We start from the raw sequence: 18,175 nt of genomic DNA, 5'->3' as shown, positions 1-18,175 counted from the left end.
ATAAAGTTACCGTAGCTGCGCCACGTCAGACGACCCTCAAGCGACCCAGGCGCTTACACACCACGGGGGAGTTGGTCAGATTGATGATGGATGAGTGGTAATCGCTACGGTAGAGATATGATTTGGCTAAACCTTTGAATTATAACCAAATCTGCCCTGCTTGGCAAGGCCACCGGCGTTGCGCCGGCGGCCCTTTTTTTAGTTCAGCGCGGCGATGCCGGCTTTTGCAATTTGTGCATCTTCGGTCGATTTCACGCCCGAGACGCCGACGGCGCCTATGGTATGGCCATCCACGATGATCGGCACGCCGCCTTCCAGCATGCCATCGGCCACCGGGGCCGGCGCGGTCAGGAATGCCGTGCGGCCGTTGTTGATCATGTCTTCATACAGCTTGGACTCACGGCGACCCAGCGCCGATACGCGCGCCTTGGCCGGTGCGATGTGCGACGACAGCGGGCTGGCGCCGTCCTGGCGCTGGAGCCACAGCAGGTGGCCGCCGTCGTCGACGATGGCGATCACCACAGGCCAGTTATTGGCCACGGCTTCCGCCTCGGCGGCAGCGGCGATTTTCTTGACGTCGGCGAGCGACAGGTATGGTTTGGTTTGCATGAGTACTTCCTTATGGTCGACGTTTCGCTTCGAGTTTTTGTTTGATCTGAGCCATCACCTGCGCCGCGGCCTGCTCGCCCGCCAGCACCGCCTGGTTGCGGCCATTGAAGTCATTGCTGGCCATTTTACCCAGCGGCGGCGTGATGACGACGTCCGCATCGCGCAGCTCATATTCGTTGATACGCTGGCCCATGATGGAGAAGGTCTGCATGATCACGTCCAGCGAGCTGACGGTGGCTTGCACGTCGGCCTGCGTCGAGATATTGACCGCGATGACGAAGTCCGCGCCCATGTCGCGCGCAAAGCGCACCGGCACCGGCGCCACCAGGCCACCGTCGACATAAGTATGGCCATTGATGGTCACCGGCTGAAACACGCCCGGCACCGCCGACGAGGCGCGCACCGCCATGCCGGTGTTCCCTCGCTGGAACAGGATAGACTTGCCGTCCTTGAGGTCCGCCGCCACCGCGCCGAACGGAATCTTGAGCTTTTCCATCGGCTGGTTGTTGACGGCTTTATTCACGTAGGCTTGCAGCGCCTCGCCTTTCAACACGCCAGTCGACTTGCGGAACAGCGGCAAGGCCCAGTCGGAAATCTGCGCCTCGTCCATTTCCATCGCCATCTTTTGCAGCTGGAAGCCGGTGTTGCCGGCGGCGTACAGCGCGCCGACCACGCTGCCGGCGCTGGTGCCGACCACGATGTCAGGATAAATGCCCTGCGCTTCCAGTGCCTTGATCACGCCGATATGCGCGAAGCCGCGCGCCGCGCCGCCGCCCAGGGCCAGGCCGATCTTGATTTTCTTGGGAGGCAGCGGCTCCGGTGCGGCGACCGGCGGCTGCACGACAGGCGTTTCCGCCACAGGCGTGGTTTTGCAGCCGGCGATGGCGACTGCGGACAGTAACACTAAAACAAGGCGGCGTGAAAGCATGGGCGCGAGAGTGAAATTTAAGCGCCCAGATTGTACACCGCCTTGCTGCGTCTCTTATTCGCGGTGATTAATAGCGGTCATCAAACGCGAAAATCGGCTTGCGCGTCTTCCACTGGCCGGCCGTGAAGTCCGGGAAGTCCAGCGTCTGGAAGTTCTGCGCGATCGACTGCTCGGACAGCGGCGTAATGGCGCTCCACGTCACCGCATCGTAGATATCGATCGGCATTGGCGCTTCCGCCTTCAGCGCCTCAATGAAGGAATGGATCACAAAGAAGTCCATGCCGCCATGACCCGCGCCCTCCGCCTGCTTGCCATACTTCTTCCACAGCGGATGCTCATACTTGTCCTGCCACTGCTGGAAGTCGTCCCACTGGTGCGGCTTGCTCTTGCCTTCGATGTGGATCGAGTGATTCACATCCATCCACAGGCCATCCGTACCCTGCACGCGGAAGCCCAGCGAATAAGGGCGCGGCAGCGAGGTATCGTGTTGCAGAATAATGGTCTCGCCATTCTCGCAAGCCAGTGTGGTGGTCACCACGTCGCCCAGTTTGAAAGTGGTCTTGGCGTTCGGATGATTCGCCCCGCCCTGCTTCACCACGTAATCATGCAGGCCGCGCGCCTTGGTGGCGAAGGAATTAATGCGCGTGAACCGGTTGCCGCGATTGATGTTGGTGTACATCGCGCACGGGCCGATGCCATGGCTCGGATACAGCTCGCCATTGCGCCGCACCGAATGCTCGGTGCGCCAGCGCGCCTCCGACCAGCCCTTGGCGCCGTACTCCACGCCACCGCCATACGGCTTGGCCGGATCGCCGCTATTGAACTTCACCGCGCGCAAATCGTGCTGGTAGCCGCCTTGCAGATGCACCAGTTCACCAAACACGCCGGCGCGCACCATTTGCAGCACCGCCATCACATCGCGGCGGAAGCACACATTCTCCAGCAGCATATACGGCGTCTGCGTTTTCAACTGGGCATTCAGTACATCCCAGTGGTCTTGCAGCGTGATGCCTGCCACCACCTCGCAACCGACCGGGATTTTAGCCTGCATGGCGGCGATGGCCATCGGCGCATGCCATTCCCACGGCGTGGCAATGATCACGCCATCGAGGCCGCCGGCATCCAGCATGCGCTTGTAGGCTTGCGGGTCGCGGTCTTCGCCCCAGGTCTTGGGCGCAGGTTTATTGTGCTTGCTGACGTTGGCCAGCGCGCGGCTCAACATGATCGGTTCGATATCGCACAGCGCCGCCACTTCCACGTCATCGCGGCGCAGCAGTTCCTGCAACAGCACCTGGCCGCGCATGCCGGTACCGATCATGCCGATGCGCACGCGCTGGCGCGTGGCGGCAAAGGCCTTCGGCAGCATCAGGCTACCGGCCAGCGCCGCGCCGGTGGCAAGGAAGTCACGTCGATTGAATTGCTTGTCCATCAGTTCTACCCTTGTTAAAAGAATTTATAGCTCGCCGAGAATGCATACTGGCGTCCGAACAAATTCTGGCTGTGATTGTAGCCCTCCCAGCCATTAGGATCGTAGTAAGGCTGCTTGTTCAGCACATTCTTGATGTTCAGGCCCAGATCCAGATGCTTCATCGGCTTCCAGTTGAAGCCCAGATTGACGGTGGTGTACGAAGGCGCGCCATCGCACTGGTTCTTGGGCATCTCGACGCCGGCGGCCATGCAGGTGCCCGGCGCATTGTCGGTGTCCCACGGACCGGCGGCCCACTTGGTCTTGCCAGAGTAGTTCACGAACACACTGGTGATGAAGTTGCGGTAGGCCCAGTCGGCATTGAAGGTGGCGCGAATGCGTGGCGAATCGTAGTAACCCACGTAGTTGCCACTGAAGCCGGTGCCGTCTTCCGAGTTATAGGTTTCCCGGCGGCGGAAAGTGGCCGATACGCCGGTATTCAGCTTGCCCATGTCGCCGAACGAGAAGCGGGTGCGCGCATCCACGTCGATGCCGTCGATCAGCGTGCGTCCGCGATTCGAGTAGGAGTTAATCAGGCCGCCGATGTTACCCACCGAGTAGGTCGGCAAGGCGCCGGAGCAGGCGGCCGCGTTGGCCGGGTTCTTGCACATGGCCGCCACCGCCGCGATATTGCCACGGTCCGCATCGCTGATCGGATTGCGGATCGCGGCGCTGCTGCCTGCCAGGGTCGGGCCATACTTTTCCACCAGTTGCGTGAACAGTTCATTGAAGTCCTGGCGCACGATTTCATTGCGGCGATAGACGAACCAGTAGTCGACCGACACGCTGACATCCTTGGCCGGTTGCAGCACCAGGCCTGCGGTGGAGATCTTGGCTTTCTCCGGACGCAGCTGCGGATTCGGCGGCGTCAGGCCGCCCACGGTGGTCGAGCAGTTGGAGTTCAGCAGGTTCTTGCCCAGCTCGACCTCGGCCGGCGTGACGGACTTCATCAGCAGCTTGGCCATGGCGTTGGTTTCGTCGCAGCGCACGGTGTCGCGGATACCGCCCACCTGCGCGAACACGCCGCCGCTACCCGATTCCGCCAGGTTGGGCGCGCGGAAGCCTTCCGAGTAGGTGCCGCGCACCAGCACCTCCGGGCGGGCGCGCCATTGCACGCCGATCTTCGGCGCCAGGTTGGCGGCAAAGTTGGGATATTTATCGAGCCGCGCGGCAGCATTCAGCTCCAGCGTATCGCTCAGCGGCACCACCACTTCGCTGAACACGGCGCCGATATTGCGCTGGCCGTCGAACCAGGAACCGCCCTGCTGCGTGATCAGGCCATTGGCCGCATCCGGATTGCCCGGCGTGTAGAAGCTCTCGCGCATGAAACTTGCGCCGAATGCCGCGCGCACCTCGCGCTCGCCCAGCGTGAACAGCGTGCCTTCCACCTTGCCGTCCCAGGTGATCAACTTGGTCCAGGACTGGATGTCGAAGGTTGGATAAGCGGCGCGCAGCAACGCGGCATTCGATTCGCTGATCTCACCGAACTTGTAGGCGGGATTATCCGAGATATAGGTGCGGCCGGTGACCGGGTCGGTGGTGAACGGGCCAAACGCTTTTTCGAAGCCCTTGGTATTGATGTTGATGGTCTGGTACAGCGTGGAATGACTGCCCGCCACCGCCAGTGCCGTTTCAAAATCCCAGCCGTTGGCGAAGCTGCCGCGCAGGCCGGCCAGTGCGCGGTAGCTGTTGTCGATATTGGTCTGGCCGAAGTGGCCGTTGGCGTCTTGCAGGATGTAGTTCAGCCCCGCCGCACCGCCCATCTTGGCCGCCATGTCGGCATCCAGCTTGCCTTTCAGGTAGACGTTGTCCGGTCCCAGATACGGAATGGCGAAGGTGTTGAGCGTGGTGCCGGTGTTACGCGCGAACCAGTTGTTGGTGCTGCCGCTGTTGAAGGTACGCGGGCCGTTCTCGCCGCGCAGCCTGATGTGGGTGTAGGCGGTTTCCGCGAACGCTTCCAGGTCGCCGCCCAGCTTCATGCGGCCATTCAGGTAGCCGGTGATGCGGTCCGACGAGGGGCCGGTATCCAACGCATACGGCAGCGAGTTCCACACGCAGCGCGTACCGGAAGCTTCAGTGATCCTGGTGGTGCAGCCGCTGACCGCGCGCTGGGTGCGGGTGTTGTTGGCTTTATCGAAGACGAAGAAGGTGCCCGGATTCAGCGCACCCGGCTCGCTGCCGACGCCAACGCGGTAGTTGGTGATGAAGGTTGGGTTGTTGTCGTAGAAGGCGGCCGGACGTTTGAGGTAGGTGTCCGCAGTCGAAATGCGGTCGCGCTGATAGACGTTAACCGAGCCGTAGATGTTGTAACCGTCGCTGGCCAGGTCACCGTGGCCGTAAATCAGGCTGCCCTGGCGCTCACCGTAGGATTTCACGCTGGGCGAGGTATCCACGTTGCCGCGCGCTTCCAGGCCCTGGTAGCTCTTCCTGGTAATCACGTTGATGACGCCTGCCACCGCGTCCGAGCCATACACCGCCGACGCGCCGTCGGTCAGGATTTCCATGCGCTCGATGGCGGCGGCGGGAATCGAGTCGATGTTGACGAACATGGTCTGGAAGCCGGCCGGCGCGCCGTAGAACGACAGGCGGCGGCCATTCAGCAGCACCAGCGTGCCTTGCGCGCCAAGTCCGCGCAGGTTGGCCTGCGAGGCACCGTCGGAGCCAGTGAACATCGAACGGAAGTCCTGCTGCGCCGGACGCGCGGCCGGCAGGTTGTCCAACACTTGCAGCAGCGTGCGTGCGCCCATGTTTTCGATCTCTTTGGCATCGATGACCTGCACCGGCGACGCCGTCTCCGCGTTGATGCGTTTCAGGCTGGAGCCGGTCACCTCGACTCGCACCATCTTGTCGTCCTGGTCCTCGGCGGCGAATGCCGTCGAAGCCAGACCTACCGCCATCATCGCGGCGACCAGTTTTTTCATCTGCATGGTTCTCTCCCTTTTATACATGGTTTGTTATCGTGAGGCTGCAACAGTCCCTCCCCGGTCCGAAGAGGGGCTCTTTCGTGTGAAAACTCTGTGTTGGATCTAGCGCGGCGTGACCGTGCTTCCCTCCGTGCCCAGCAGGACCGCGTTGGCCCAGTTGCCGCATACCTGCTGCGGCTTGCCGCCGCGCGCACCCAGCGTGCGCAGGCTGATCTGGCTTAATCCGCGTATGTCGATCTCCGGCTTGACCACCGCTGGCGCGGTAATCAGGCCACTGTCGTACAGCAGGCGTTCGCCGCTCCAGACCTGGAATTGCAGACCGCCCGCATCGCGGCAGCTGTCGTCGACGCCAAGGTCGGCGCGCAGCAGATTCCAGGTGCCCGCCAGTTGCAGGTCGATGCGGCTGGATGGTCCAACGCCCAGGCCTTTGCGGAACCACAGGCCGTTCATGCGCATCTCCTTGCCGCGCAATGGTTTGTCGCGGCTAATGGACTTCGGCAACGCCAGGTCGGACAGGTATTGCTGGAGCTCCGCGCCTTCCTTCGGCTGGTAGGCCATCACGTGGAATTCGGACAGTGTGATCGGCGCTACTTCGCTCGGGACTGCGGCGTTGAAGGCGCGGGCGGCGGATGCGCCGGCGGCGGTCACCATCGGGTCGGTGGCTGCGGCGCCGTCGCCGTCGGGATTCTGCGTACTGAGGACGCGGAAGCGCAGCAGGCGGCCGGCAACGGGCGGGAAGTTGATGGTTTGCGTACCCTGCTCCAGTTTCAGCTGTCCACGTTTGATCGGCCGCCCCCAGTCGCCGTTGTTGTCGCTCATGTAGATTTCGTAGTCGCGAATCTGGCCGTTCTTCCAGTGTTGATCGTTGCGCGGAGCGAGTTCGATGCCGTCGATCAAGCGGCGTTCGGTGAAGCCGATCACCCACTCGTGCGGTCCGCCCTGCACCGCCGGGCTGCGCGTGGTGCGGAACCAGGTGGCTGGATTGTTATCGAACGCGTTTTCCAGCGGGTAGCCGTTTTCTTCGGATGGGCGGTTCAGCACCATCATGGCGTCGGCCGGGATGGCGCGGCCCAGTGCCGGCGCGGCCGGGAAAGCGTCATCGGCAACGGTGGCCGCAGGCGCTTGCACCACGAAGCGCAACGGCTGGCGGATGTCCCGGCTGGATGTCTTGACGTGCAACGTGCCAAGGCGCTCGTCCGCATCGAAGTACCAGCCCTCCGCAGCCGCATCGAACGCGGCGCGATCTGCCAGCGGCGGCAGCACAGCGGCCGCCGGCGTGGAAGGGATGGTGGCGATGCTCACCGCTGCGGGGCGCTGACGGGTAAGCATGCGCAGCGCGATGGCGCGCTGTGGCAGCTGGCCGTCGTAGCTGCCGGCGACCGGCGCCACGTCGACCGTCACGCCTTCGGCGCCGGCGTTCATGCGGATCACCTGCTGGCTGAACGCGTCCTCCTGATAGCGGCGCGTGTTGCCATCATCCTCATACAGCGTGAATTCGGAAGTACCTTGTGGGTACAGGTCCAGCGTCAGCACGTCCTTCGGCTTCTGGCCGTCGTACAGCATCTCCGGATACATCGGCAGGATGGCGCCGGCGCGCACGAACACCGGCAGCTTGTCCAGCGTGACCGCCAGATCGATATCGCGCCCGGCCTTGCCGGCCGTGGCCTGGCGACCATCCCAATAATCAAACCACCGCCCCTGCGGCAAATGGATACCGCGGCGCCATCCCTGGCTGACCGCCTGGCTGCGGTACACCGGCGCCACCAGCAGATCGCGGCCCAGCAGGTACTGGTATTTATAAGCCTCCGTGTACGCGGCGGGATCGTCCGGGTGATCCCACATCAAGCCACGCACCAGCGGCGCGCCGCTCTGCTCCGCCTCGCGCATCAGGGTGTACATATATGGCGTCAGGCGCATCTTCAATTTCAGATAGCGGCGATTGATGCTGACATAAGGCTCGGCAAACCACCACGGATGCTTGCGTTCCGCTGCCGCCCAGCCGGACATCCCCATCAGTACCGGCGTAAAACTCTTCCACTGCAAATCGCGGGTATAGGTCTCCGGGCTGCCGCCGAAAATCGCGTCGACGTCACCGGTGGCATAGGCCTGGCCGGACAAGCCGGAACCGATCAAGGTCGGCACATGCCAGCGGATGTAATCCCAGCTGGCACTCTGGTCGCCAGTCCACGTCACCGCGTAGCGCTGCGTGCCTGCCCAACCCATCACCGTCCAGATGAACGGACGTCCATCGGAATTATTCAGGATGCCGTCATAGGCAGACTTGTTCGCATCCAGAGAAAACTGATAGCCCTTGCCCGTCCAAGCCACATCAAGCTTCTGCACACGGGTGCCGGCGGTGCCGACCTCCCACGCCATCTTCTCGACGCCGTTCTCGGTCCACAGGCCGGTGCGGAAGCCATATCTGGCCAGGCCCTGCACCGTCTCCGGCAGCGAAGAATAGCCGCAGCCATAACCATCGTTCGGCAGAATCCAGCCACCCGGCATATCGTGCTCGCGATACTTGCGTGCCACGGTCTCGATCACGTCCGGCGTCTTGCCTGTCGGGCCGTCGCTCCAGCCTTTCGGCACCGTGCCGGGCTTCTTGACGTTGTCGCCGTCGTTGTAGCAATCGGCGTCGCCATATTCCAGCGCCCAGCGCGGCAGCATGCGCGCGCGGCCGGTCCATTCGGTGTAGCGCGCCAGTACTTCGCGCACATCCCTGCCGACGAAGTAGTAGGCATCGAAACGCGCCTCGTCATGCTCCAGCGTGATCTGATCGTTCTGGCGCAAATCGTAGCTGCCGTCCGACCAGGTATTGCGCAGCATGCCCCAGCCGCGAGAGCTCATGAGAAAAGGCGCGGGACTCGGCCGATCGCCCTCCTCCCAGCCGCCGGAATACGATACCTGCAACTGCCTGCCCTTGAATTCATAACGGCCATTCTGCTGGCCGCCGCCGAAGAAGCGTTCCGCCTTGTCGCTGGACAGAGTCTGCACGCTTTGCCTGTCGCCCAGCTCCAGCGGCTGCACCTCGCGCCACAGCGGCTGCGCCTCGCCGGCACGATATAAAGTAAAACGCAGCGGCTTGCGGTCGATGCGCAAGCTCAGTGCCGGCGTGCGGATCACGATGTGGTCGGCCTGCTCGCTGACGCTGTGCTCGACCGAGGCCGCCGGTGTGGCCACCACAATCGGCGCCGCCTTGTCGCCGGCGCTGGTCAGACCGCCGCGCGGGCCGGCCCAGATATGCAGCACATCGGCGCGCGGAAGACTAAGCTGTAGCTGTGCGCCGGTATCGGTCACCAGATTCCACTGCTGGCCCGCCGCAGCGGTCATGGTGCGCAGGTTGCCGATTGGCGCGGCCAGCAGCGGGGCACTGGCGAACAAGGCAACGATGGCGAAAATGTGTCTCATAGTTTGCTTATTTTTCGAAAAGAATCCGTGGGGATACATTTACTCTAAAAATAAAAACAAGGCCGGTCAACCAAAAGAAAGCAAAAAGCGAAAAATAATTGCCAAAATCTTTCGAATCAGGTCCGCATACCATGCTTCACTTTCGAATATGTCGTGAAACAAGCACATTAAAGCAAAGTTGTTGTGGAGTATTTCTTTCTTTTATCTTTCGTATTTGACTTTTCGAAAATTAAACCTTACTCTTTGCCTGACCTTCAACAGAGAATTCTTTCGATGACTACCTTATTCCAGCGTTCGACTACCGACTGGCGCGACATCGGCGGCCTCGATACCGCCGAAGAAATCGCCCACCAGCCCGCCCTGTGGCGCGAGCTGGCGGCGCACCTGAGCGCCGAGCAAAACCGCATAGCCGCCTTCCTCGGCGACAGCCTGCGCAACCCGCAACAGCGCGTGATCCTGACCGGCGCCGGCAGCTCGGCGTATGTGGGCGAGATCATCGCGGACGAAATCAACGCGGCGTGGCCGTGCCAGGTGCGCGCCATTTCGACCACCAGCCTGCTGACTCACCCTGCCCTGTATCTGGAAGCCGGCGCGCCGACGCTGCTGGTGTCCTTCGCCCGCAGCGGCAACAGCCCTGAAAGCACGGCCGCCGTGCAGCTGGTGCGCGATCTGGTGCCGAATGCGCGCTTCCTCAACATCACCTGCAACGCGGAAGGCGCGCTGGCGCAGCAAGGCACCCAGGATGCCAACACCTTCAACCTGATGATGCCGGCGGCCAGCTGCGACCGTGGCTTCGCCATGACCAGCAGCTTTAGCTGCATGCTGCTGGCGGCGTTGAGCGTGCTCGATCCGGACTTCCAGCCGGAGCGCCTGAATACACTGGCCGGTCTGGGTGAACAGGCGGCGGCGCAGTGGGCCGCGCCGGTGGCGGAGCTGGCCCAGTTGCGCGTCTCGCGTGTCATCTATCTGGGCAGCGGTCCGCTGGAAGCGCTGGCGAAAGAAGCCGCGCTCAAAATCATGGAACTGACCGCAGGCGCGGTCATGACGATGGCGAACAGCGCCCTCGGTTTCCGCCACGGTCCGAAAGCCGCCGTCACACACGACACGCTGGTGCTGCTGTTCCGCAGCGCCGATCCGCTGTCGCGCCGGTACGAGCAAGACCTGCTGCAAGAGCTCCGCCGCGATCAGGTGGCGGCCAAGGTGCTGACCGTGGGCGCCGGCGGCGACTTCGGCATCGACACGCCCTCGTGGCCCGATGCCTGGCTGGCGCCTCTGTGGCTGCTGATGGCGCAACAATACGCGCTGCATCAATCGGCGCTGCTGCAACTGTGTCCCGACAATCCTTTCACGGGCGGCATCGTGAACCGCGTGGTTCAAGGCGTCACCATCTATCGCCATGACGAATTCTAACAACGGCTATCACGGCATCGACATCGGCGGCACCAAGATCGAGCTGGTGGCGTTTGCCGAAGAAGGCCAGCAACTGCGCGAAGTGCATCGCGAACGCGTGGCCACACCCGGCACCGACTTCGCGCAGTTTGTCGCCGCCATCCAGGGCCTGATCGTCCGCGCCGATGTTGCGCTGGGCACGCGCGCGCCGGTCGGCATCGGCCTGCCGGGCGTGATCGACAGCGCCACCGGCCGCCAGCTCAGCTCCAATGTGCCGGCGCTGAACGGCCGTCAGGTGGCGCAGTCGCTGGAAGAAGCGCTGCAACGCCCGCTCGCCATCGGCAACGACTGCCAGTGCTTCGCCCTGTCCGAAGCGCAGGGCGGCGCGGCCGAGGGCATGGCCACCATGTTCGGCGCCATCATCGGCACCGGCGCCGGCGGCGGCTACTGCGTCAACGGCCGACTGATACGCGGCCCGAATGGCGTCGGCGGCGAATGGGGCCACTGGCCACTGGCCGCATCGCTGCTGGAGCCGCACGGCCTGCCGCTGTTCGATTGTCCTTGCGGACGGCGCGGCTGCCTTGAGCGCTACGTCGCCGGTCCCGGCATGAAGCAGATGTACCGCCACTTCGGCGGCGGCGATGAAACGCCGCTGACCATCGTCGCCCGCGCGCAAAGCGGTTCGGCGGTTGCCCAGCACACGCTGGATGTGCATCTGGACCTGCTGGCCAACGCGCTGTCCACGCTGGTGATCACGCTCGATCCGCATGCGATTGTACTGGGCGGGGGATTGTCGCAACTGGCCCACCTGTACGAAAAACTGCCGGCGGCCATGAACCGCCACCTGTTCTCCGGCGTGCGCACGCCTCCCGTGCTGCCGCCCACTTTCGGCGATGCCGGCGGCGCACGCGGCGCCGCCCTCCTCGCTCGTCAACAACTGAGTTAATCATGAAGACCACCGATTCCCCGTCTCCCGTCCAGCACATCATCGCCGCCCACCGCCGTGGCGAAGCCGCCGGTTTGTACAGCGTATGTTGCAGCCATCCGAGCGTGCTGCGCGCCGCCATGCGCGTCGCCACCACCTACGACACCGTGCTGCTGGTCGAGGCGACGTCGAATCAGGTCGATCAATTCGGCGGCTACACCGGCATGACGCCGACGCAGTTTGTCGCATATGTGCATGCGCTGGCGCGCGAGCATGGCTTCCCGCTGGAGAAGCTGGTGCTGGGCGGCGACCATCTCGGCCCCAACGCCTGGCAGGAACTGGACGCGGCCACCGCCATGGGGCACGCGGAAACGCTGATCGCCGCCTACGCGGCCGCCGGCTTCCACAAAATCCACCTCGATTGCAGCATGCGCTGCGCCGACGATCCGCAATACCTGAGCGATGAAACCATCGCGGCGCGTTCCGCACGCCTGTGCATCGTCGCCGAGCAAGCCGCCGAGCAGGCAGGCTTGCCGCCGCCGGTGTACGTGATCGGCACCGAAGTGCCGATTCCCGGCGGCGAAGCCAATCTGGCGCAGGCCGGCGCCGTCACTTCGCCCAAGGCGGCGCAGCGCACACTGGACGTGCACCGCCAAGCCTTCATGGAGCACAAGCTGCACAGCGCCTGGCGCCGCGTGATCGCCATGGTGGTGCAGCCGGGCGTGGACTTCGACCACTCCCAAATCCAGCACTACGACGCGGCGCAGGCGGCCGAGCTGTCGGCCTTCGTGGCCGGCCAGCCGGGCATTGTGTTCGAGGCCCACTCCACCGACTACCAGCGCGAATCGGCGCTGCACCAGATGGTGCGCGACCATTTTGCGATCCTCAAGGTCGGCCCGGCCGCCACCTTTGCCCTGCGCGAAGGCTTCGTGGCACTGTGCCAGATCGAGGAACAGCTGGTCCCGGCCGGCCAGGCCTCGCGCCTGATGCAGGTGCTGGACGAAACCATGCTGGCGCAGCCCAGGCACTGGGCCAAGCATTATCCCGGCACCAGCGCCGAGCAGCGCCTGCTGCGCCGCTATGGCCTGAGCGACCGTTGCCGCTACTACTGGGGCGAGGCGCCGGTGGTGGCTGCGGTCGAGAAGCTGGTGGACAATCTGGATGCGCTGGAGATTCCGCTGTCGCTACTCAGCCAATACCTGCCGGAGCAGTATCTGGAAGTGCTGCAAGGCCAGTTGCCGGCCAAGGCCAACGCCCTGCTGGAGCACAAGATCGGCCGCCTGCTGGCGCAATATGCGCGCGCCTGCAACCGCAACGCCGCCGCCGATCACGCCGCGCAGGCTGGCGCCGCGGCTGCGATCTGTTAAGCTGCCATTTTTGACAGATTATCAGCACAACCATGCGACATACCAGTCAACGCCGCGCCACCATTTTGCAGGCGCTCACCCAACACGGCTCGGTGCAGGTCAACGCGCTGGTGGACCAGTTGGGCGTCTCCGCGGTGACCATCCGGACCGACCTGAGCGCCCTTGAAGCGCAAGGCCTGGCCACGCGCAGCCACGGTGGCGCCACGCTGGCGCGCACGCCGCCGACCGAACACACGGTGCCGCAGAAGGACGCCATCAACCACGAGCAGAAGGCGCGCATCGGCGCCTACGCCGCGCGCATGGTGCAGCCGGGCGATAACATCATCATCGACTCCGGTACCACCACCATTTCGCTGGCGCGCCATTTGCGCGAGGCGCAAGGGGTCACGGTCATGACCAATGGCCTGAACATCGCGTGGGAGCTGGCCGACGCACCAGGCGTGGACCTGATCCTGACCGGCGGCTTGCTGCGCAAGCAGTCGCTGTCGATCCAGGGCACACAGGCCGAAGCCTGTTTGCAAGCCTATAGCTTCGACAAGCTGTTCCTCGGCGTGGACGGTTTCGATTTGCAGTTCGGCGTCACCACCCACCACGAGGCGGAGGCCAGCCTGAATCACAAGATGGTGGAGCGGGCCAAAAAGATCATCGTGCTGACCGACGCCTCCAAGTTCGGCCGCGTGAGTCTGCACCGCATCGTGCAGCTGGACCGCGTGCACACGGTGGTCACCGACGCCGGCATCAGTCCGGAATATCGCGACGGCCTGCTGGAAGCCGGCATCGAAGTCCTGATCGCGGAGTGACGCTGTGCTGAGTGGACGTATTCTTACCCCGGACGGCTGGATCAACGGCAGCATCGCTTTCGGCCAGCGCATCCAGCACATCCGCGAAGACAATGGCACGGACAGCACGCTGACCATCCTGCCCGGCTTTGTCGACCTGCACGTGCATGGCGCGGCCGGCGTGGACATCATGCAGGGCGGCGACGCCGGCGCCACCGTGGCGCGCGCGCATGCGAAGCACGGCACCACCGCCATGCTGGGCACCACCATGACCGCCACCGACAACTCGATCCGCCGCGCCTTGCGCGGACTGGCACCAACCATCGCCCAGCGTCCAACCGGCGCGGCGCGCATGCTGGGCGTGCATCTGGAAGGCCCGTTCCTCAGCATCCACCGCCTCGGCGCGCAGCCTGCGGATGCGATCGCGGTGGGCAGCATGGATCTGGTGCGCAGCTATCACGCGCTGGCGCCGATCCGCGCCATGACCCTGGCGACGGAGGTGGACGGCCATCTGGCGCTGATCCCGCAACTCAATGAACTCGGCATTCGCGTGCAGATCGGCCATAGCAACGGCACGTATGAAGACGGCGTGGCCGCGCTGGAAGCCGGTGCGGCCGGTTTCACCCATCTGTACAACGGCATGACGGGGCTGAACCACTACCATCCTGGCGTCGTCGGCGCGGCGCTGGCGCATGCGGAGTATGCCGAGATTATTCCGGACCTCCAGCACGTGGCGCCGGGGGCGATCCGGGCGGCGCTGCGGGCAATCCCGCGCCTGTACGGCGTGACTGACGCAACGTCGGCCACCGGCATGCCGGATGGCGAATATGGCCTTGGCAGCCAGCGCGTCTACAAGTGCCTGGGCTGCGTGCGATTGGCCACCGGATCGCTGGCCGGCAGCGTGCTGACCATGGACCAGGCCTTGCGCAATTTCGTCGGCCTCGGGCTGGATCTGGCCGACGCCTCGCACCGCCTGTCGCTCTACCCTGCCGACTATCTGGGCGAGACGCAGCGCGGACGGCTGGCGCCAGGCGCCTGGGCCGATATCGTGGTACTCAACGCGGAATTACAACCGGTGGCCGTCTTCGTGGAAGGTGAAGCCATCGATCTAACCACCAACTAGACGGAGACTCGATGCAAGCACGCGCCATGGGATTTTTACTGTTCATCGCAGGGATGGGTGGACTGCTTTACGGTATCGACGTTGGCATCATCGCGGGCGCGTTGCCTTATCTTGAATCGACAGCGTCGGTGGCGTGGCATTTGAGTGCGCAGCAACTGGGCTTTATTGTAGCCGCGGTGTTGCTGGGTTCCGTGCTGTCTTCCCTGTTTGCCGGCGCGCTGGCAGATCTGATCGGCCGCCGCTGGGCGATGGTGCTGTCGGGCGTGCTGTTCACCTTGAGTATTCCTTTGATCGCGCTGGCCGATGGCTATCTGCCGCTGCTGCTCGGCCGCTTGCTGCAAGGCGTGAGCGGTGGCCTGATCGGCGTGATCGTGCCGCTGTATCTGGCCGAGTGCCTGCATGCGCGCCAGCGTGGACGCGGCGCGGCCTTGTTTCAGCTGCTGCTGACGATAGGTCTGGTGGCGGCAGCGGTGATTGGTCTGATGCAAGCGCATGCGGTGGAAACCGCCACCGCCGCCGCCCAGCATCTGGCCGAAGCCGAGCGCACGGCGGCGGTGTTTGCGGCCAAAGATCACGCGTGGCGCAGCATCTTCTGGTGGTGCCTGACGCCGGGCCTGGTGTTCACCATCGGCGCGCTGCTGCTGGCCGAGTCGCCACGCTGGCTGGCGCGCCGAGGCCGGGTCGAAGAAGCCCGTACCGCGCTGCTGCGTACCCGCCCCGCCGACGAGGCGCAGGCCGAACTGCACGAAATCCAGCAAGCCCTCGCCCCAAGCGCCACCGCCACCACGCCAGCTACGGAGGCCACCGCGCCAGCCGCCGATCCGCTCCTGAGCCGCCGCTACCTGCTGCCCTTCCTGCTGGCCTGCCTGATCCTCGCGCTGAACCAGGCCACCGGCATCAACTCGGTGCTGGCCTACGTGGTCAACATCCTGAATCAGGCCGGCCTGCCCGGCACCACCGCCAACGCCGGCGACGTGGTGCTGAAAGTACTGAACGCCCTGATGACCGTCGTGGCCGTGATCCTGGTCGACCGCAAGGGCCGCAAGTTCCTGCTGATGCTGGGCACCGGCGGCATCGTCACCGCGCTGGTGGCGGCCGGCCTGTTGTTCCGCGGCGCCGAATCCGGACAGCACGACGTGCGCCCCGCGCTGCAAGCGCGGATCCAGTCCGACAGCCTGTCGCTGCAACTGGACGCCGCCACATTGCAAAGCCTGGGCAGCACCAGCACAACACCGCAACAGCTCACCGTGGCCTATTCCTACGGCCCGTTCACCAACGTGCAAACCCGCCGCAGCGACGATCCCGCCCTGCCGCTGCTGCACATGAGCCGCGAGGACACGGTGCAAGCCGACAGCGTTATCGGCGCCTTCTTCCGCAAACTGCACCTGAATCCCTTCGCCGATCCGGCCGAAGGCATGACGGCGCCGCTGCACATCGAGCGCGCCGACCTGGCCGCCGTGCCCTCCACCACGCATGGCTGGCAAGTGGCGGCGGCCATGTGCCTGTTCGTGGCCGGCTTCGCGGTCGGTCCCGGCGTGTGCGTGTGGCTGGCGCTGTCCGAGCTGATGCCGACCCGCATCCGCTCCAACGGCATGAGCATCGCGCTGCTGATCAACCAGTTCGTCTCGACCATGATCGCCGCCACCTTCCTGCCGACCGTCGGCCAGTACGGCTACGCGACCATGTTCTTCTGGTGGGCCGGCGCCACCCTGCTCTACTTCCTCACCGCCACCTTCCTGCTGCCTGAAACCAAGGGCAAGACGCTGGAAGAAATCGAAGCGCACTTCGCGCGCTAATGGTCGGCGGACATCAGGTTCGCCAGCTGCGCCTTGCTGCCCACCGCCAGCTTCTGGTAGACCCGCTGCACCGTGTTGCGCACGGTGGCGGGCGCCACGTCGAGCCGGCGCGCGATCTCCTTGTAGGAATGGCCACCACCGAACAGGCGCGCCACTTCGCGTTCGCGCGGCGCCAGCTGCTCCAGGCGGAAATGACGCCGGCCACGCACGAACAGGCGCTGCCCCACCACCGTGGCGTTGAATTGCGCATGCCGGCCGTGATAGCGCCGCACCGCGCCGCGCGCCAGGCCATCCACCAGCACGCGCGGCAGATGCGGCAAGCGCCACTCCGGCCACTCCAGTTGCAGCAGCGCCTCGAAGGCCGGACCGCAGTAATGCAGGCTGCCGTCAAACGAGGCGATCGCCAGACGGCCCTGTGCTTCTTCGCCAGGCTGCTGACGGCGCATGGCGCTGCTTAACTGGATGGCCTCGGCCAGATGGGGAATCAGGCGCTGCGCGGCCAGGCGCTCGGCTTCGCTGTAGCGGGCGCTGTCGGCGGCGCGGTACAGCGACACGCCGACGTGATAGCCGGTGCCGGCATCGTGCATGATCTGCACCGTGCCGTTGCGGTGCTGGTAGCGCTGGGCGTAGTCGCGCATGATGGCGTGGCCGGCACCCGCATAACGGCTGGCGGCGTGAAAGGTGACGGCGTGGTTCAGGTTTGCCAGCGCATCCTGCATCACCAGATCGCTGGCGGCGATGCTGCTCCAGTCCAGCATCATGTTGTCCGGTTCGCGGAATAACAACGCGTCGCGCACCAACATGCCGCCGCCGCGCAGATCCACCGTGGTCATGCGGGCCGAATCGTAGCCCAGCACCGGCTGGAACAAGCTCATGGCATATGGCGCATATCCGGCGCCGCCGCACTCGCGCAAGGCGCCGTACAACTGCATCAGCAACACTTCCAGCTGCTCCATGACCGCTCCGCGCCCGAGATGAGACCTGGTTCAGCATATCCGGAAAATATCAAATCAACAAGACTATTTTGCCTGCCAGGAACAAATGTTCCCGATCTTATGATGCACCTGCATCATTTACGCTGACAGGCAATCCTGCGACAGTGGAGGACGTTGTCATATAAACACTATCGTCCATTACTGAAAGGTCTGCATCATGCGCGTGCTTCCTCCTGGCCCACAACGCAAGCTGGCCCCCTTGCTATTGACCCTGGCCGTCAGCCAGGCTTACGCGGCCGACGTCACCCAATACGGCACGGCCGGCGCCGCCGGCGCCAGCGGCGCCACACCGGGCGCCAACGCCACCAATGGCGGCGCCGGCGGCAACGCCAACGCCAACAACACCGGCGGCAGCGACGCCACCGCCACCGCCAATGCCTACGGCGGCAGCGGCGGCAATGGCGGCAACGGCGCGGCCGGCAACCCGGCCGGCAACGGCGGCAATGCGGGCGCCGGCGGCAATGGCG

General features: G+C 64.4%; 13 protein-coding genes. 7 read left to right on the top strand and 6 right to left on the bottom strand.

Annotated elements, in window-relative coordinates:
* Nucleotides 1-198: 198 nt before the first annotated feature.
* From GM676_RS04715 to GM676_RS04695, 5 genes are all read right to left on the bottom strand, one after another.
* Entirely contained in the window at nt 199-609 is a 411-nt protein-coding gene (locus tag GM676_RS04715) for a GlcG/HbpS family heme-binding protein (RefSeq protein WP_155462249.1), read from the bottom strand.
* Between the two features lie 10 nt (nt 610-619).
* Entirely contained in the window at nt 620-1,537 is a 918-nt protein-coding gene (locus GM676_RS04710) for a patatin-like phospholipase family protein (RefSeq protein ID WP_155462248.1), read from the bottom strand.
* A gap of 67 nt (nt 1,538-1,604) precedes the next feature.
* The gene (locus GM676_RS04705; RefSeq protein ID WP_155462247.1) at nt 1,605-2,966 is read right to left on the bottom strand and encodes a Gfo/Idh/MocA family protein; all 1,362 of its coding nucleotides are present in this window, start codon (nt 2,964-2,966) and stop codon (nt 1,605-1,607) included.
* A gap of 14 nt (nt 2,967-2,980) precedes the next feature.
* A complete protein-coding gene (locus tag GM676_RS04700) occupies nt 2,981-5,929 on the bottom strand; it encodes a TonB-dependent receptor plug domain-containing protein (protein ID WP_155462246.1) in 2,949 nt (982 codons plus the stop codon).
* Nucleotides 5,930-6,028: 99 nt separating this feature from the next.
* The gene (locus GM676_RS04695; RefSeq protein ID WP_155462245.1) at nt 6,029-9,334 is read right to left on the bottom strand and encodes a TIM-barrel domain-containing protein; all 3,306 of its coding nucleotides are present in this window, start codon (nt 9,332-9,334) and stop codon (nt 6,029-6,031) included.
* 273 nt (nt 9,335-9,607) lie between these two features.
* On the opposite strand from GM676_RS04695, the gene GM676_RS04690 reads away from it, so the two are divergent.
* Genes GM676_RS04690 through GM676_RS04665 form a run of 6 tightly spaced genes read left to right on the top strand, consistent with a single transcriptional unit; the run spans nt 9,608 to nt 16,713 of the window.
* On the top strand, nt 9,608-10,744 hold the full coding sequence (locus GM676_RS04690; RefSeq protein ID WP_155462244.1) for an SIS domain-containing protein: 1,137 nt from the start codon (nt 9,608-9,610) through the stop codon (nt 10,742-10,744).
* Entirely contained in the window at nt 10,731-11,669 is a 939-nt protein-coding gene (locus tag GM676_RS04685; RefSeq protein WP_155462243.1) for an ROK family protein, read from the top strand. The genes GM676_RS04690 and GM676_RS04685 overlap by 14 nt, the downstream gene beginning before the upstream one ends.
* A gap of 2 nt (nt 11,670-11,671) precedes the next feature.
* Entirely contained in the window at nt 11,672-13,015 is a 1,344-nt protein-coding gene (locus GM676_RS04680; RefSeq protein WP_155462242.1) for a D-tagatose-bisphosphate aldolase, class II, non-catalytic subunit, read from the top strand.
* A gap of 32 nt (nt 13,016-13,047) precedes the next feature.
* Nucleotides 13,048-13,815, top strand: coding sequence for a DeoR family transcriptional regulator (locus GM676_RS04675; protein ID WP_155462241.1), 768 nt, complete (start codon nt 13,048-13,050; stop codon nt 13,813-13,815).
* 4 nt (nt 13,816-13,819) lie between these two features.
* Nucleotides 13,820-14,917 carry an N-acetylglucosamine-6-phosphate deacetylase gene (locus tag GM676_RS04670; protein ID WP_371866114.1) on the top strand — a complete coding sequence of 366 codons (1,098 nt, stop codon included), beginning with the start codon at nt 13,820-13,822 and terminating at the stop codon, nt 14,915-14,917.
* Between the two features lie 11 nt (nt 14,918-14,928).
* On the top strand, nt 14,929-16,713 hold the full coding sequence (locus GM676_RS04665) for an MFS transporter (protein ID WP_229262542.1): 1,785 nt from the start codon (nt 14,929-14,931) through the stop codon (nt 16,711-16,713).
* Here GM676_RS04665 and GM676_RS04660 read toward each other — a convergent pair.
* Nucleotides 16,710-17,669 carry a helix-turn-helix transcriptional regulator gene (locus tag GM676_RS04660; RefSeq protein ID WP_155462240.1) on the bottom strand — a complete coding sequence of 320 codons (960 nt, stop codon included), beginning with the start codon at nt 17,667-17,669 and terminating at the stop codon, nt 16,710-16,712. The two genes, GM676_RS04665 and GM676_RS04660, sit on opposite strands and share 4 nt — an antisense overlap.
* A gap of 196 nt (nt 17,670-17,865) precedes the next feature.
* On the opposite strand from GM676_RS04660, the gene GM676_RS04655 reads away from it, so the two are divergent.
* Nucleotides 17,866-18,175, top strand: a 310-nt coding sequence (locus GM676_RS04655; protein ID WP_211923154.1) for a hypothetical protein, incomplete at its 3' end; no start/stop codon positions are given.

Origin of the sequence: Duganella radicis (assembly GCF_009720825.1) — a bacterium.
Classification (GTDB): domain Bacteria; phylum Pseudomonadota; class Gammaproteobacteria; order Burkholderiales; family Burkholderiaceae_D; genus Rugamonas; species Rugamonas radicis.
This window is presented reverse-complemented; position numbering and strand designations above follow the sequence as displayed.

What these genes read in the sequence shown, in the direction of transcription:
- GM676_RS04675 (WP_155462241.1), top strand. Translation starts at nt 13,048, where the DNA reads ATGCGACATACCAGTCAACGCCGCGCCACCATTTTGCAGGCGCTCACC.
- GM676_RS04710 (WP_155462248.1), bottom strand. Translation starts at nt 1,537, where the DNA reads ATGCTTTCACGCCGCCTTGTTTTAGTGTTACTGTCCGCAGTCGCCATC.
- GM676_RS04715 (WP_155462249.1), bottom strand. Translation starts at nt 609, where the DNA reads ATGCAAACCAAACCATACCTGTCGCTCGCCGACGTCAAGAAAATCGCC.
- GM676_RS04685 (WP_155462243.1), top strand. Translation starts at nt 10,731, where the DNA reads ATGACGAATTCTAACAACGGCTATCACGGCATCGACATCGGCGGCACC.
- GM676_RS04700 (WP_155462246.1), bottom strand. Translation starts at nt 5,929, where the DNA reads ATGCAGATGAAAAAACTGGTCGCCGCGATGATGGCGGTAGGTCTGGCT.
- GM676_RS04660 (WP_155462240.1), bottom strand. Translation starts at nt 17,669, where the DNA reads ATGGAGCAGCTGGAAGTGTTGCTGATGCAGTTGTACGGCGCCTTGCGC.
- GM676_RS04665 (WP_229262542.1), top strand. Translation starts at nt 14,929, where the DNA reads ATGCAAGCACGCGCCATGGGATTTTTACTGTTCATCGCAGGGATGGGT.
- GM676_RS04695 (WP_155462245.1), bottom strand. Translation starts at nt 9,334, where the DNA reads ATGAGACACATTTTCGCCATCGTTGCCTTGTTCGCCAGTGCCCCGCTG.
- GM676_RS04705 (WP_155462247.1), bottom strand. Translation starts at nt 2,966, where the DNA reads ATGGACAAGCAATTCAATCGACGTGACTTCCTTGCCACCGGCGCGGCG.
- GM676_RS04690 (WP_155462244.1), top strand. Translation starts at nt 9,608, where the DNA reads ATGACTACCTTATTCCAGCGTTCGACTACCGACTGGCGCGACATCGGC.
- GM676_RS04680 (WP_155462242.1), top strand. Translation starts at nt 11,672, where the DNA reads ATGAAGACCACCGATTCCCCGTCTCCCGTCCAGCACATCATCGCCGCC.